13 protein-coding genes and 2 pseudogenes are annotated in these 14,630 nt (G+C 71.1%); 11 read left to right on the top strand and 4 right to left on the bottom strand.

What is annotated here, in order from left to right:
- Window positions 1-3 precede the first annotated feature (3 nt).
- From ACXKR8_RS16535 to ACXKR8_RS16500, 8 genes and pseudogenes are all read left to right on the top strand, one after another.
- Entirely contained in the window at window positions 4-336 is a 333-nt protein-coding gene (locus tag ACXKR8_RS16535; protein WP_458273672.1) for a DUF4233 domain-containing protein, read from the top strand.
- 114 nt (window positions 337-450) lie between these two features.
- Complete coding sequence (ndk, locus tag ACXKR8_RS16530; RefSeq protein ID WP_458273671.1) at window positions 451-861, top strand: nucleoside-diphosphate kinase; 411 nt, start codon at window positions 451-453, stop codon at window positions 859-861.
- 277 nt (window positions 862-1,138) lie between these two features.
- Window positions 1,139-2,165, top strand: a pseudogene (locus tag ACXKR8_RS16525) (rod shape-determining protein).
- A gap of 48 nt (window positions 2,166-2,213) precedes the next feature.
- On the top strand, window positions 2,214-3,155 hold the full coding sequence (gene mreC / locus ACXKR8_RS16520; protein ID WP_458273670.1) for a rod shape-determining protein MreC: 942 nt from the start codon (window positions 2,214-2,216) through the stop codon (window positions 3,153-3,155).
- A 1-nt stretch (window position 3,156) separates the two neighbouring features.
- A complete protein-coding gene (gene mreD / locus ACXKR8_RS16515; protein ID WP_458273669.1) occupies window positions 3,157-3,843 on the top strand; it encodes a rod shape-determining protein MreD in 687 nt (228 codons plus the stop codon).
- Between the two features lie 22 nt (window positions 3,844-3,865).
- A complete protein-coding gene (mrdA, locus tag ACXKR8_RS16510) occupies window positions 3,866-6,064 on the top strand; it encodes a penicillin-binding protein 2 (protein WP_458273668.1) in 2,199 nt (732 codons plus the stop codon).
- A 70-nt stretch (window positions 6,065-6,134) separates the two neighbouring features.
- Window positions 6,135-7,271 carry a rod shape-determining protein RodA gene (gene rodA / locus ACXKR8_RS16505; protein ID WP_462100683.1) on the top strand — a complete coding sequence of 379 codons (1,137 nt, stop codon included), beginning with the start codon at window positions 6,135-6,137 and terminating at the stop codon, window positions 7,269-7,271.
- 90 nt (window positions 7,272-7,361) lie between these two features.
- Window positions 7,362-9,325 (top strand): annotated as a pseudogene (locus ACXKR8_RS16500) (TIGR03960 family B12-binding radical SAM protein).
- Between the two features lie 62 nt (window positions 9,326-9,387).
- On the opposite strand, the gene ACXKR8_RS16495 reads toward ACXKR8_RS16500, so the two are convergent.
- The 4 genes from ACXKR8_RS16495 to ACXKR8_RS16480 all read right to left on the bottom strand — a co-directional run bounded on the left by ACXKR8_RS16495 (window position 9,388) and on the right by ACXKR8_RS16480 (window position 12,749).
- Window positions 9,388-11,271 carry an ABC transporter ATP-binding protein gene (locus ACXKR8_RS16495; protein WP_458273665.1) on the bottom strand — a complete coding sequence of 628 codons (1,884 nt, stop codon included), beginning with the start codon at window positions 11,269-11,271 and terminating at the stop codon, window positions 9,388-9,390.
- Between the two features lie 3 nt (window positions 11,272-11,274).
- On the bottom strand, window positions 11,275-11,664 hold the full coding sequence (locus ACXKR8_RS16490) for a TlpA family protein disulfide reductase (protein ID WP_462100542.1): 390 nt from the start codon (window positions 11,662-11,664) through the stop codon (window positions 11,275-11,277).
- Between the two features lie 192 nt (window positions 11,665-11,856).
- Window positions 11,857-12,417 carry a MauE/DoxX family redox-associated membrane protein gene (locus ACXKR8_RS16485; protein ID WP_458273663.1) on the bottom strand — a complete coding sequence of 187 codons (561 nt, stop codon included), beginning with the start codon at window positions 12,415-12,417 and terminating at the stop codon, window positions 11,857-11,859.
- 122 nt (window positions 12,418-12,539) lie between these two features.
- Window positions 12,540-12,749: a hypothetical protein gene (locus ACXKR8_RS16480; protein WP_458273662.1), complete on the bottom strand. Its 210-nt coding sequence runs from the start codon at window positions 12,747-12,749 to the stop codon at window positions 12,540-12,542.
- Window positions 12,750-12,979: 230 nt separating this feature from the next.
- Here ACXKR8_RS16480 and ACXKR8_RS16475 point away from each other — a divergent pair, with 230 nt between their 5' ends.
- From ACXKR8_RS16475 to ACXKR8_RS16465, 3 genes are read left to right on the top strand one after another with little or no spacing between them, the layout of a single operon-like run.
- A complete protein-coding gene (locus tag ACXKR8_RS16475) occupies window positions 12,980-13,264 on the top strand; it encodes a hypothetical protein (RefSeq protein WP_462100541.1) in 285 nt (94 codons plus the stop codon).
- A 31-nt stretch (window positions 13,265-13,295) separates the two neighbouring features.
- On the top strand, window positions 13,296-13,538 hold the full coding sequence (locus tag ACXKR8_RS16470; RefSeq protein ID WP_462100540.1) for a S26 family signal peptidase: 243 nt from the start codon (window positions 13,296-13,298) through the stop codon (window positions 13,536-13,538).
- A 51-nt stretch (window positions 13,539-13,589) separates the two neighbouring features.
- The gene (locus tag ACXKR8_RS16465; RefSeq protein WP_458273660.1) at window positions 13,590-14,384 is read left to right on the top strand and encodes a TIGR03936 family radical SAM-associated protein; all 795 of its coding nucleotides are present in this window, start codon (window positions 13,590-13,592) and stop codon (window positions 14,382-14,384) included.
- The last annotated feature ends 246 nt before the right edge of the window (window positions 14,385-14,630 follow it).

Raw genomic sequence — 14,630 nt, 5'->3', positions numbered from 1 at the left:
ACCGTGCGTACGCTCTGCTCGTCCACGCTGATCGCCGAGGCGATGGTGGTGGGTTTCGCCGCCCTCGTCGCGATGCACCTCTCCGACATCTCCTCGACCACGCTGTGGACGGTCTGCGGCGCCGCGATGGCGGTCTGCGTGCTGCTCTGCGGGGTGATCACCCGTCCGGGCATGGTCGGGGTGGGCTGGGTGCTCCAGCTGGCCCTGATCGCCTCCGGCGCGGTGGTCGGCATGATGTACGGCCTCGGAATCATCTTCGCCGTGCTCTGGTGGGCCTCGGTCCACTACGGCCGGAAAATCGACACCATCAAGGCTGCGCGTATGAACACGGCCTGACGTTCGAACGAGTCACTCCCTCGGGTAGGCTCAGCCCCAACCTTGACAACGCTGCCGCGATCGCCTCCGCAGCGTTCCAGCACTCGCAGTGTTCGACCACCACGGAGCCGCTCCATGTCCCAGCGCACCCTTGTCCTCCTGAAGCCCGACGCCACCCGCCGCGGCCTCATCGGTGAGATCATCAGCCGGATCGAGCGCAAGGCGAACTGGAGCATCGCGGCGATGGAGCTGCGCACCCTGGACACCGACACGCTGGCGCGGCACTACGCCGAGCACCTCGGCAAGCCGTTCTACGAGCCGCTGGTGGAATTCATGTCCTCGGGCCCGGTGGTGGCGCTGATCGTGCAGGGCGAAAGCGTGATCGAGGGGATCCGCGCGCTGGCCGGGAAGACCAACCCGCTGGAGGCAGGGCCCGGCACCATCCGCGGCGACTTCGCGACCATCACCCGTGAGAACCTGGTGCACGCGTCCGACTCGGAGGCGTCCGCCGAGCGCGAGATCGCGATCTTCTTTCCCAAAAGCTGAGATTTCGTCAAGAACGTGTGCAGATATTCGCTCGTTTGACCATGTGTCGAACGGGCAACCGGTTTACTGGAACGTAGTATTCCGTGGAACCACACCGCCGACACCGGCGTCCCAATAACGGGAAATGTGATCGTCTGCCATGACAATGGCAGCAGGGTCAGTGCCAGCCCCCATGGTCACCCTCAGTGCCCGCATGGCTACCATGGTGTTCTGTGTCCGCCCGCCTCCGCGCCCACCCTCGACCTCGGGAAGGCCCCGTATACCCATGGCGAACAACTTGTCGTTCATCGGTCGTGACATGGCTGTCGACCTCGGCACCGCCAACACGCTCGTGTACGTCAGGGGCCGCGGGATCGTCCTCAACGAACCGTCGGTCGTCGCGGTGAACACCAACACCGGCGGGATCCTGGCGGTCGGCTCCGAGGCGAAGAAGATGATCGGGCGGACGCCCGGCAACATCGTCGCCATCCGGCCGCTCAAGGACGGCGTCATCGCCGACTTCGAGATCACCGAGCGGATGCTCCGCTACTTCATCCTGAAGATCCACCGCCGCCGCTACATGGCCCGCCCCCGGGTCGTGGTCTGCGTGCCCAGCGGCATCACCGGGGTCGAGCGACGCGCCGTCATCGAGGCGTCCCGGCAGGCCGGCGCGCGCCAGGTGCACATCATCGAGGAGCCGATGGCCGCCGCCATCGGCGCCGGGCTCCCGGTGCACGAGGCCACCGGCAACATGGTGGTGGACATCGGCGGCGGCACCACCGAGGTCGCCGTGATCTCGCTCGGCGGCATCGTCACCGCGCAGTCCATCCGGGTCGCCGGGGACGAGCTGGACAACGCGATCATCCAGCACATCAAGAAGGAGTACTCGCTGCTGCTCGGCGAGCGCAGCGCGGAGAACATCAAGATGACCATCGGCTCCGCCTACCCGGTCGACGGGGACAAGGAGGAGCACAGCGAGCTCCGCGGAAGGGACCTGGTCAGCGGCCTGCCGAAGACCATCGTGATCTCCGCCGCCGAGGTCCGCAAGGCCATCGAGGAGCCGGTCAACCAGATCATCGACGCGGTGAAGACGACCCTGGACCAGTGCCCGCCGGAACTCGCCGGTGACATCATGGACCGCGGCATCGTTCTCACCGGGGGCGGCGCACTGCTTGCGCGGCCTGGACGAACGGCTGCGCCGTGAGACCGGTATGCCGGTCCACATCGCGGAGAACCCGCTCGACTCGGTGGCCCTCGGCTCCGGCAAGTGCGTCGAGGAGTTCGAGGCGCTGCAGCAGGTACTGGACTCCCAACCCCGTCGCTGACCCGTCGCTGACCCGGCGTCATGGATATGAAGGGCTCTGCCGAGGACCGTGAGGGACACACGAGAGAGCCGGCTGCTGCTGGTCCTGCTGGTCGCGATCGCTTTCGCACTGATCACCGTGGACATCCGCGGTGGCGACGACTCCCCGTTGAACGGGCCGAGAAACGTCGCCGCCTCGGTCTTCGGTCCGGTCGAGAGCGGCGTCTCCGGCATGGTCAACCCGGTCGCCGACGCCATGCGCTCGCTCCGCGAGTCCGGCACCAGCGGTGACCGGATCCGCACCCTGCAGCAGCAGAACTCGCTGCTCAAGCAGCAGTTGTCCAGCTCCGACCTGGCCCACGGCCGGGAGGCGCAGCTGGACCGGATGCTCGGCGCGGCCGGAGCGGGCCAGTACACCGTCAAGGCCGCCCAGGTGGTCGCCATCGGCGCGGCCCAGGGCTTCTCCTGGACCGTGACCATCGACATCGGCAGCAACGACGGCATCCAGCGCGACATGACCGTCATCGACGGCGACGGCCTGGTGGGCCGGATCACCACGGTCGGCCCCGGCACCTCCACCGTGCTGCTCGCCAGCGACCCCGGCTTCTCGGTCGGCACCCGGCTGGAGGGCAACGGCGAGGTCGGCTTCGCGACCGGGCAGGGCACCGGGCCGATGCGGGTGGAGCTCCTCAACGGCCAGGCCCAGGTGAAGGCGGGGGACCGGATGGTCACCTTCGGCTCGCAGAACGACCGCCCGTTCGTCCCCGGCGTCCCGGTGGGCACGGTCACCAAGGTCGAGGACACCCCGGGCCAGCTGACCCGGACCGTGCTGGTCCGCCCCTTCGTCACCTTCACCCGGCTGGACCTGGTCGGCGTGGTGGTCGAACCCCCGGCCACCGACCCCAGGTACGCGCTGCTGCCGCCGAAGCCCACGCCCGCGCCGACCGCCAAGCCGCCGGCCAAGCCCGCCGCCAAACCCAAGCCCACGCCGACTCATGGAAAGGGCCAGTGACATGTGGCTGCACCGCATCCTGCTCTCGGCCGTCCTCGTCGTCGTCGCCCTGGTCATCCAGGTCAGCGTCCTCGCCCGGCTCGGACTGCCCGGCGCCGTCCCCGACCTGATGCTGCTCGTGGTGATAGGGCTGGCCCTGGTCTACGGGCCGGTCGGCGGCTGCCTGGTCGGCTTCGCGGCCGGGCTGCTGGCCGACCTGGCCCCGCCGTCCGACCACGCCGTGGGCCGCTACGCGCTGGTGCTCTGCGTGCTCGGCTACGGCGCCGGACTGCTGCGTCCGAACAGCGGCCAGATCCGCTCGGTGCTGACCCCGCTGCTGGTGGTGGCCGGTGCGGCCTTCGCCGCGACCCTGCTGTACGCCGGGGTGGGCGCGATGGTCGGCGACACCGCGGCCCGCCACGTCGGCATCGTCAGCCTGCTGCTGACCGCCGTGATCTACGACGTGCTGCTGGCCCCGTTCGTGGTGCCGGCCGTGATGGCGCTGGCCAGACGCTCCACGGTGCAGCCGGTCAGCAGCGGCGGCGGGGCCGGCGGCGCGACCCGCAAACCGGCCCGCACCCGCAACGGACTGAACCGCAGGGGCTCGATCTTCGGCGAGGGCGGCAGCCGCAGCGGGGGAGTGGCCGGACTCGGCACGGTCCCCGGCTTCGGCCCCCGGACCAAGGCCGGCAGCAGCGCCAAGAACTGACACCGGGAAGCGAATCCTCTCCATGACCAACATCCCGCCGACCGGCCGCACCCGCCGGGTCACCGGACGCCTGCTGATCCTCCAGGTCCTCGTGCTGTCGCTGCTGGCGACCCTGGGCGGCCGGCTCTGGTACCTGCAGATCCGCGAGGGCCAGCACTACGTCGACCAGGCCTCCTCCAACCACATCCGGACGGTGCTGGTGCCGGCCGTGCGCGGGCAGATCCTGGACGCCAACGGCACCGCGATCGCCGACAACGCCACCAAGCTGGTGGTCTCGGTCAGCCGCACCTCGCTGCTGCAGCAGAAGGACGGCGGCAAGGCGGTGCTGGACCGGCTGGCCCAGGTGCTCGGGCTGCCCGCGGAGGAGGTGCACGACAAGGTCCGGCTGTGCGACGCGAAGACCCCGCAGCCCTGCTGGAACGGCTCGCCCTACCAGCCGATCCCGGTGACCGACAAGGCCACCACCCAGCAGGCGATGCAGATCATGGAGCGCAGCGAGGACTTCCCCGGGGTCGCCGCCGACCCCACCGCGGTCCGTGAGTACCCGGCCCCGAACGGCGCCAACGCCGCCCAGGTGCTGGGCTACCTCTCCCCGGTGACCCAGGACGAGATCGACGCCGCCACCGGCCCGGACGGCAAGTCCCGCTTCGCCCCGGCCGACCAGATCGGCCGTTCCGGGCTGGAATCCGTGTACGACACCGCGCTGCGCGGCAAGCCGGGCACCACCGACCTGGAGGTCGACAACCTCGGCCGGGTGATGGGCACCGCCGGCGGCAGCGCCGCGGTCCCCGGCGACGACGTGGTGACCAGCATCGACTCCAGGATCCAGGGCATCGCCGAGAAGCAGCTGCAGCAGGCGCTGCTGACCCTGCGGAAGACCTACGACCCGGTCACCCACGAGAACTTCAAGGCCGACTCCGGCGCCGTGGTGGTGATGGACGTGCACACCGGCCGGGTGGTGGCCATGGCCAGCGCCCCGACCTTCGACCCCAACGTCTGGACCGGCGGCATCTCCACCAAGGACTACGCGGCGCTGACCAGCAAGTCCTCCGACTTCCCGCTGATCAACCGGGCCATACAGGGTCAGAGCGCCCCGGGTTCGACCTTCAAGGTGGTCACCACCTCGGGGGCGATCAACGCGGGCTACACCTACAGCGACACCTTCCCCTGCACCTCGGCGATGACCATCGGCGGCCGGGTGTTCAAGAACTTCGAGGGGGAGAACTTCGGCGCGATCAACCTGTCGAAGGCGCTGGAGGTGTCCTGCGACACGGTCTTCTACAACATCGCCTACGCGCAGTGGCTCAAGGACGGCGGGACCAAGCCGAAGAAGCCCAACGACTTCCTCTACAAGGCCGCGCACCAGTTCGGCCTCGGCCAGAAGACCGGCATCGACCTGCCCAGCGAGGTCCCCGGACGGGTCCCCGACCGGGCCTGGCACCAGGCGTACTACAACGCCATGAAGGACACCTGGTGCAAGCAGGCGAAGAGCGGCAAGGACGACTACGCCACCGAGGTCGCCAAGGAGGACTGCGCCGACTTCGCCACCCTGCGCGCCGGTGACGAGGTCAACTACGCGATCGGCCAGGGCGACACCCTGGTCACCCCGATCCAGATGGCCCGGATCTACTCCGCCCTCGCCAACGGCGGCACGCTCTACCAGCCGCAGGTGGCCAAGGCCGTGGTCTCCCCGTCCGGACAGGTCGTCAAGAACCTTCCGCCGGTGGTCCAGGGCAAGCTCCCGGACAGCCAGAAGACGCTGCAGTACATCGACCAGGCCACCGCCAACGTGGTCACCCAGGGTACGGCCGCCTGGAAGTTCCAGGGCTGGCCGCAGGACAAGATCGCACTGCACGCCAAGACCGGCACCGCCGAGGTCGTCGGCAAGCAGACCACGTCCTGGTTCGACACCTACACCAAGGACTACGCGATCGTGATGACGATCTCCCAGGGCGGCACCGGCTCCGGTGGCGCGGGACCGGCCGTCCGCAGCATCTACAACGCCCTCTACGGGATCCAGGCCAACAACACCATCAACCCCAAGAAGGCCCTGCTGCCCCGGGCACAGACCACCCTGCCGGCCTTCAACGCCAACGGCAGCGTCGCCGAGCAGGCCGCCTACACCGGCCCGGTGGTCAGCTCGCCGTCGCCGCTGCAGGCCCCGGTCGGCCCGTTCACCGCGTACGCGCTCGCCCCCGAGCAGCGGAGGCCGCTCGCATGACCGGCTACACCGGGCCGGCACCGGCTACCGCACCCCCCGCTACGCCCCGCAGCGCGGCGCCGTCGGCCGGCTGCTCTCCCGCGAGTCCCCGCTGCGCCGGATGGACTGGCTGCTGGTGCTGGCCGCGCTGGCGCTGTCCGGGATGGGCTCGCTGCTGGTCTGGTCGGCGACCCGGAGCCGCAGCGAGATCAACCACGGCGACCCGCAGTACTTCCTGGTCCGCCACCTGGTGAACCTGGCGATCGGGGCCGGGCTGTGCGCCGCGGTGGTGCTGATCGGACACCACCGGCTGCGCACCGCCGCGCCGTTCGTCTACGTCCTGGCCATCCTCGGGGTGCTGGCCGTGCTCAGCCCGCTGGGCTCCACGGTCAACGGCGCGCACTCCTGGATCGTGCTCGGCGGCGGCTTCTCGGTGCAGCCCTCCGAGTTCTGCAAGATCGCGATCACCCTCGGCATGGCGACGCTGCTCGCGGCCCGGGTGGACGCGGGGGAGCAGGAGATCCCGGACGGGCGCTCGATCGCCCAGTCGCTGGGCCTGGCCGCGGTGCCGATCGGGATCATCCTGCTGATGCCGGACCTCGGCTCCACCATGGTGATGGTGGTGATCATCCTGGGCATCCTGCTGGCCTCCGGGGCGCCCAAGCGCTGGCTCTTCGGCCTGATCGCCGTCGGCACCCTGGGCGCCTTCGCGGTGGTCCAGCTGCATCTGCTGAAGCAGTACCAGATCGCCCGCTTCGCGGCCTTCGCCGACCCGGCCCTGGACCCGTCCGGGGTCGGCTACAACACCGCCCAGGCCAGGATCGCCATCGGCTCCGGCGGGCTGCTCGGCAAGGGCCTGTTCCACGGCACGCAGACCACCGGGCAGTTCGTGCCGGAGCAGCAGACCGACTTCGTGTTCACGGTGGCCGGCGAGGAGCTGGGCTTCCTCGGCGCCGCGCTGATCATCCTGCTGCTCGGCATCATCCTCTGGCGGGCCTGCCGGATCGCCCGCCAGGCCTCCGACCTCTACGGCACCATCGTCGCGGCCGGCGTCATCGCCTGGTTCGGCTTCCAGGCCTTCGAGAACATCGGGATGACCCTGGGCATCATGCCGGTGGCCGGCATCCCGCTTCCCTTCGTCAGCTACGGCGGCTCCTCCATGTTCGCGATCTGGATCGGGATCGGGCTGCTGCAGTCGGTGAAGATGCAGCGCTCGCTCGGCGCCTGAGGCCCTGAGCCGCTCGGCCGTCGGCCGGACCGGCCCGATCGCGTTACCCTGAGTGGTCCACCCCTGCGTCCACACTGAAAGTCCTCCTCTATGTCTGTCGAGTCGGTCTTCCCGCGCCTGGAGGCCCTCCTCCCGCACGTCCAGAAGCCGATCCAGTACGTCGGTGGCGAGCTGAACTCCACCGTCAAGGACTGGGACGCCTGCGACGTCCGCTGGGCCCTGATGTACCCGGACGCCTACGAGGTGGGACTCCCCAACCAGGGCGTGATGATCCTGTACGAGGTGCTGAACGAGCGCGAGGGCGTCCTCGCCGAGCGCACCTACAGCGTCTGGCCGGACCTGGAAGCCCTGATGCGCGAGCACAACGTGCCGCAGTTCACCGTGGACGCGCACCGCCCGGTGAAGGCCTTCGACGTGTTCGGGCTGAGCTTCTCCACCGAGCTCGGGTACACCAACATGCTCACCGCGCTGGACCTGGCCGGGATCCCGCTGCTGGCCGCGGACCGGACCCTCGACGACCCGATCGTGCTGGCCGGCGGCCATGCCGCGTTCAACCCGGAGCCGGTCGCCGACTTCCTGGACGCGGCCGTGGTCGGCGACGGCGAACAGGCCGTGCTGGACATGACCGAGATCATCCGGGCCTGGAAGGCCGAGGGCCGCCCCGGCGCCGACGGCCGCAGCCCGCGTGACGAGCTGCTGTTCCGGCTGGCCAGGACCGGCGGCTTCTACGTCCCCAAGTTCTACGACGTCGAGTACCTGCCGGACGGCCGGATCGGCCGCGTGGTGCCGACCATCTCCGGCGTGCCGTGGCGGGTGTCCAAGCACACCGTGATGGACCTGGACGAGTGGCCCTACCCCAAGCAGCCGCTGGTCCCGCTGGCGGAGACGGTGCACGAGCGGATGTCCGTGGAGATCTTCCGCGGCTGCACCCGGGGCTGCCGGTTCTGCCAGGCCGGCATGATCACCCGCCCGGTCCGGGAGCGCAGCATCACCGGCATCGGCGAGATGGTGGAGCGCGGGCTCAAGGCCACCGGCTTCGAGGAGGTCGGCCTGCTGTCGCTGTCCTCGGCCGACCACACCGAGATCGCCGACATCGCCAAGGGCCTCGCCGACCGCTACGAGGAGGACAAGGTGGGCCTGTCCCTCCCGTCCACCCGGGTCGACGCCTTCAACATCGACCTGGCGAACGAGCTGACCCGCAACGGGCGCCGCTCCGGGCTCACCTTCGCCCCGAGGGCGGCAGCGAGCGGATCCGCAAGGTGATCAACAAGATGGTGTCCGAGGAGGACCTCATCCGCACCGTCGCCGCCGCCTACAGCAACGGCTGGCGCCAGGTGAAGCTGTACTTCATGGTCGGGCTCCCCACCGAGACCGACGAGGACGTGCTGCAGATCGCCACCATGGCGAAGAACGTGATCCAGAAGGGCCGCGAGGTCACCGGCCAGAACGACATCCGCTGCACCGTCTCCATCGGCGGCTTCGTGCCCAAGCCGCACACCCCGTTCCAGTGGGCCCCGCAGCTCGGCGTCGAGGAGACCGACGCCCGGCTGCTGAAGCTGCGCGACGCGATCCGCAACGACAAGAAGTACGGCCGCAACATCGGCTACCGCTACCACGACGGCAAGCCCGGCATCGTCGAGGGCCTGCTCTCCCGCGGCGACCGCCGGATCGGCAAGGTGATCCGCGCGGTCTACGAGGACGGCGGCCGCTTCGACGGCTGGCGCGAGCACTTCTCCTACGACCGCTGGATGCGCGCCGTGGAGAAGGGCCTGGCCGGCACCGGCGTCGACCTCGCCTGGTACACCACCCGCGAACGCCAGTACGAGGAGGTCCTGCCCTGGGACCACCTGGACTCGGGCCTGGACAAGGACTGGCTCTGGGAGGACTGGCAGGACTCGCTGGAGGAGGTCGAGGTGGACGACTGCCGCTGGACCCCCTGCTTCGACTGCGGCGTCTGCCCGCAGATGGACACCCAGATCCAGATCGGCCCGACCGGCGTGAAGCTGCTGCCGCTGGCCGTCAAGCAGCCGGCCGGAACCACGCACAGCCACTGAGCGCGACCGCTGAGGCCCGGCCCGAGTAGTTCTCGGGCCGGGCCTTTCGCTCGGGCCGGACCTCAGGACGGCACCGGCGCGTACCCCTCCGCCTGGGTGCGGAAGAGCTCCGCGTAGATCCCGTCCAAGGCCAGCAGCTCGCGGTGGGAGCCCTGTTCGGCCACCACCCCGTCCGCCAGCACCACGATCCGGTCCGCGCCGCGCACCGCGCCGAGCCGGTGCGAGATCAGCAGACTGCTGCGGCCGGCCCGCAGCCCCCGCAGGCTGTGGTGGATCTCGGCCTCGGCCGCCGGGTCGAGTCCGGAGGAGGGCTCGTCCAGGATCAGCAGCTCGGACCCGCTCCGCAGCAGCGCCCGGGCCAGGGCCAGCCGCTGCCACTGGCCGCCGGACAGCAGCACGCCGGCCTGTTGGGCCGGCCCCGGGCCGCCGTCCTCGGACGTGGCGCCCCGGGTGGGGAAGAAGATCCGGCTGAGTTGGGTGTCGTAGCCGTCGGGCAGCGCCTCGGCGACGGTGTGGAAGCCCGCTGCCTCGGCCGCCGCCCGGATCCGGGGCCGGTCGTGCAGCGCGCCGAGGTCGCCGAGGGCGATGTTCTCGGCCACGGTCAGGTCGTACTCCATGAAGTCCTGGAAGACGGCGCCGATCCGGCCGCGCAGCTCGTCCCCGTCCAGTTCCTGGATGTCCACCCCGTTCCAGCGGACCGTGCCCCGGGTCGGCCGGTAGAGCCGGCAGAGCAGCTTGACGACGGTGGACTTGCCGGCCCCGTTCAGCCCGACCAGGGCGACCGACTCGCCCGGGGCGATGGTCAGATCGAGGCCCTTGAGCACCCAGGGATGGCCCGGCGCGTACTGGAACCAGACGTCCCGCAGTTCCACTTCACCGGTCTGCGGGGGGACCGGCCTGCTGCTCGGGCGATCCGCGGGCGGGGCGGTCAGCCGGAAGTAGTGGCGCAGCAGCGCCGCGGTCTGGCCGAGGCCGGCCGTCTGCTGGGCGATCGAGGCGATGCCGCCCTGCACCACGGCCAGCGCGGCGGTGACCACACTGATCTCGCCGATGCTGCCGTGGCCCGCGCCGATCCGGAGCGCGGCGACCACCAGTGCGCTCCCCGCGATGGCGGCGCCTAGGCCGGCCAGCAGCCCGTCCACCCGCAGCGCGGCGCGGTCCATCCCTCGTTCGCCCTGCTGCGCCGCGCCCAGGTCGCGCAGCAGCCGGTCCCGGAAGAAGTGGCCGAGCCCGAACAGGCGGATCTCCTTGGCCGCCCGCAGGTCGGTCAGCAGCGCCATGAAGAAGAGCTGCCGCCGGACCAGCGGGCTGTTGGCCAGGTAGAGGTCGGTGCGCCGCCGGGCCAGCCGCAGCTGCCCGACCAGGGCCGGGACCGCCGAGCACAGCACGACCAGGGCGATGGTCGGCGAGAAGGCCAGCAGTACCCCGGCCATGCCCAACACCGTCAACGCGGACTGGCCGATCCCCAGCAGTGCGCTGACCAGCTCCTGCGGCCCGGTCTGGCTGGACTGGAGGGCGAGTTGCAGTCGGTCCCGGTAGCCGGGGTCCTCCACTTCGGCGAGGCCGTCCAGCCGGCTGACGGCGGTGAACAGCTCGGCCTGGGTGCGGATCGAGATCCGGCGCCCGCTCTCCCTGCTGGCGTAGCGGTCGACCTGCGCCGCGACCGCGCCGACCGCGCCCAGCACGGCCAGCGCCATGGCCGACACCGCCACCGGGGGGCCGCCGTGGTGGGTGAGCCGGTCCAGCAGGCCCTTGGTCAGCCAGGCGGCGACCACCGGGGTGACTCCGGAGAGGAGGGCGTTGGCCAGCAGCAGGACGGCGGAGAGCGGCGCGGCGCCGACGTAGATGGACAGGGTGCGCAGCAGCAGCTGGACACCGGTGACCCGGCCGCCTTCCGGTCCGGCCTCCAGTTCTCTGGACGGTGTGGCCCTGGACGGGGTGCGCATGGGTCAGCGGACCGGCAGCGGCAGGGCGTCGAGTTCGCTCCCGGTGGCCAGCACCGAGCCGTCCGTGTCGAGCAGGAGGTAGGCGGGCGTGGAGGGGACCCGCAGCACGCGCATCAGCGCGGCGGCCTGGTCCCCGGTGACCAGGTTTCCGGCCCGGCCGAGGATCTCGGCGAGGCCCTTGCGGTCAGGACCGGTGTCCACCAGCAGACTGAGCCGGTCGATCCCGGCGTCCGACCACTGGGCCGCCCGGTCGAGCAGCTCGGGGGCGTGCCGCGCGCAGTCGGGGCAGCTGGTGGCGAAGGCGGAGACCAGGACGGGGGCCTGGAGCGTGTCGCGGTCCACGGTGGCGCCGTTCGTCGCGACGACGCTGAACGGCGCCGGGCGCTCGCCCACGACCAGCCCCTGGGCGGTGCGGGGGGCGGCGCCACGCCGCCCGGCGCGGAGCCAGCGGCGTCGCGCAGCCTGCGGATGACGGCGGCGCTGACGGCCAGGTTGAGCAGACAGAGCAGGGCGAGCAGGACGACTGCCGCGGTCAGCACAGCCATGCGGGACCTCTCAGGGGTCGGTGCGGTGGGTGGACGGAAGCTAGCCCAGCAGCAGCGCGGACAGCTCGTCCCAGAGGGCGGCGATCCAGGCCACGCCGACGGCTCCGAGCAGGGCGACGCCCAGGCCGCCCAGGCCGGTGCCGACGGGCGCGGGGGCCGGGAAGGACGCCAGGCAGCCGAGCAGGGCGATCGCGAGCAGCATCGCGTTGCGGAGCAGCTGGGTCGTCGACGGCGGGGTCTGGGCGGCGGTGCCGAAGCAGTTGCAGGGCACGGTCTCGCCGCGCCGCAGCGCGGCCCACAGCACCGCGGTGAAGGCGGCGATCAGCAGCAGGGTGAGCACGAGCGCGGGAGCCGCGGTGGCGGGCGGCAGCAGGGCCGCCACCAGCAGTGCCTCGGCCAGCGGGACGGCGGCGGGCAGCAACCGGGCCGGCGAGCGGTCGGGGCCGGCCGCGATCCGGCGGCCGACGCCTCCGGTCAGGGCCAGCGCGGAGCGGCTGAAGGCCGCGAAGGCGGCGCGGCTGCGGAGTTTGGCGTACGCGGACAGGGTGAGGACCGCCGCCAGAGCCAGCCTGGCCTCCAGCTGGGTCCAGTGCCGAACCATCGTGATTCCTCCGGGCGGGGATGCTGGATACTCGGCGTGGTGCGTGGGGGCGAATTGCAGTCGCCCCCACGCACCACCCCTGTCACCTGGGTGGACCGGGTCCGCCGATCAGCAGGGCCGGGTCACGGACAGGTGGCCCCGAGCTGCACGCTGCTGCCGGCGTAGATCACGTAGCAGTGGGTGCCGCCGCAGGAGGTCGTCGACTTGTACTCGGTGACGCTCCCGTAGGTGCCGATGATGCGCCCCGGTGCCCAGCTGCACGCCTGGGCCTTCTCCTGCGGTGCCAGTACCCGCAGAACGTGTTCGCCGATTCGCTCGAAGGTGCCGCGCATCGTTGTCCACCTCTCTGTTGCTTTGAGTGTCTTGGCTCGGTGCCGAGTTGACTGTGCGCCAGCTCCAGCAAGAATTCAAGCCCCTTGAGCAAATTCACCGAGGGCATTACTGCAAAAAGCGTCGCATTGCCCGAAAAATATCTGCCTGCACGGCGCTTGACGGCCCTGCGGGCTCCTGCAAGCCTTGCAATAAGGGGACGTAAGAAGCCGGGGAAGGCCGAGGGGGCACCGTGAATCGCAAGGCATCCACCGCACTGACCGCGGCCGCGGCGCTGCTCGGCTCCGTCTTCGCGGCCCGGGCCGTGCTGCGGCTGATCACGGTGGAGGGGGCGAGCATGGAGCCCGCGCTGACCGAGGGGACCGGCTGCTGTGCCTGCGGCTGCCCGCGCCGGTCCGCCGCGACCTGCTGTACCGCTCCGGCCTGCTGCGCGGCGGCTCGCTGGTGGTCGCCCGCGGACCGTTCAGCCCCTCGGCCGACCCCGACCACCCCCCGGTGCTGGCGGTCAAGCGACTGAGCGCGCTCCCCGGCGAGCCGCTGCCCCCGGGGTGGACGCCGCCCCCGGGGGCCGGACGGACGGCCTGGTCCCGCCGGGGCGCCTGGTGCTGCTGGGCGACAACCGGGAGAACAGCGAGGACTCCCGCGACTGGGGCCCGGTCCCGGAGGACCGCCTCTACGCCGTCCCCCTGCGCGTCCTGTCCGCCGCGCCGACCGCCTTGCGGCCGAGCAGTTCGTCGCCCGACCGGGGCCGCGTACCCTTGGCAGGGAACGGATACACCCCTACTCCCTAAGGACTGAGCGCTCTGGCACGCCGCACGCCCGACGGTCCTCCCCCTGCCCCGGTGGTCCAGCGCGTTCGCCTGCGCTACACCAAACGCGGCCGTCTGCGCTTCACCAGCCACCGCGACTTCCAGCGGGCCCTCGAACGCGCGCTGCGCCGCTCCGCCGTCCCCATGGCGTACTCGGCGGGCTTCTCGCCGCACCCCAGGATCAGCTTCGCCAATGCCGCCCCCACCGGCTCCGCCAGCGAGGCGGAGTACGTGGAGCTGGCGCTCAGCGCCCCGCGTGACGTGGAGGCGCTGCGGGCGATGCTGGACGAGTCGCTGCCGACCGGCCTGGACATCGTGGACGCGGTCGAGGCGACCGGCAGCAACTTCACCGACCGGCTGGAGGCCTCCCTGTGGGAGCTGCGCCTCAACGGGGTGACGCCCGAGACCGCCGGTGCCGCTGTGGCGGCGTTCATGGCCGCCGAGACCGTCGAGGTCCAGCGGACCATGAAGAACGGTATTCGCACGTTCGACGCGCGCGGGGCCGTGGTGTCCTTGGAAGTGGTCGAATCCCAGGTCGTCGCCGGTGTCGGCGGCCTACCTGAAAGTAGTACCGATATCGCCGCAGGCCATGCCTGTGCGATACTGCGGCTGGTTGTTCGGCACGCTACACCCGCCGTCCGACCCGATGACGTCCTGTCCGGTCTCCGTGTGACGGCCGACCTGGCGCTGCCGGTCCCCGCTGGGGCGACCAGGCTGGCGCAGGGGCCGCTAGACGAGGAGTCCGGTGCGGTGACCGACCCGTTCGCGCCCGACCGCGGCGCGGCACCGGCCCTCCCATCCGAGGCGGCCGAGCCGCAGCCCGTGTAGGCAGCGGCGGCCGGTCAGGCCCGCGCCCTGCACCTTTCCGGGTGCATCGCGGCTTCGTCGTCGGCGCCCGTCCAGGGCCTCTGGGAGCCACCCGGGGCCCGGACACCCGACCGTCCCGTTCCACTGGGGACGGTCCCGCGCAGCCAAGACCTGAAGACTGGCTCGACCAGAAGACTTTTCGGCGTACCGCACTGCGGAGCGTCGATCGACACACGCAAGCCCCTGTGCGGCGCCCGCCCAAGAAGC

The sequence above is a fragment of the Streptacidiphilus sp. PAMC 29251 genome (genome assembly GCF_054208735.2).
Note: the sequence above shows the minus strand (reverse complement) of the source record. Positions and strands in the feature narration are given on the sequence as shown.

What these genes read in the sequence shown, in the direction of transcription:
- ACXKR8_RS16480 (WP_458273662.1), bottom strand. Translation starts at nt 12,749, where the DNA reads ATGCGCGGCACCTTCGAGCGAATCGGCGAACACGTTCTGCGGGTACTG.
- mrdA (WP_458273668.1), top strand. Translation starts at nt 3,866, where the DNA reads ATGACCAACATCCCGCCGACCGGCCGCACCCGCCGGGTCACCGGACGC.
- ndk (WP_458273671.1), top strand. Translation starts at nt 451, where the DNA reads ATGTCCCAGCGCACCCTTGTCCTCCTGAAGCCCGACGCCACCCGCCGC.
- mreD (WP_458273669.1), top strand. Translation starts at nt 3,157, where the DNA reads ATGTGGCTGCACCGCATCCTGCTCTCGGCCGTCCTCGTCGTCGTCGCC.
- ACXKR8_RS16495 (WP_458273665.1), bottom strand. Translation starts at nt 11,271, where the DNA reads ATGCGCACCCCGTCCAGGGCCACACCGTCCAGAGAACTGGAGGCCGGA.
- ACXKR8_RS16485 (WP_458273663.1), bottom strand. Translation starts at nt 12,417, where the DNA reads ATGGTTCGGCACTGGACCCAGCTGGAGGCCAGGCTGGCTCTGGCGGCG.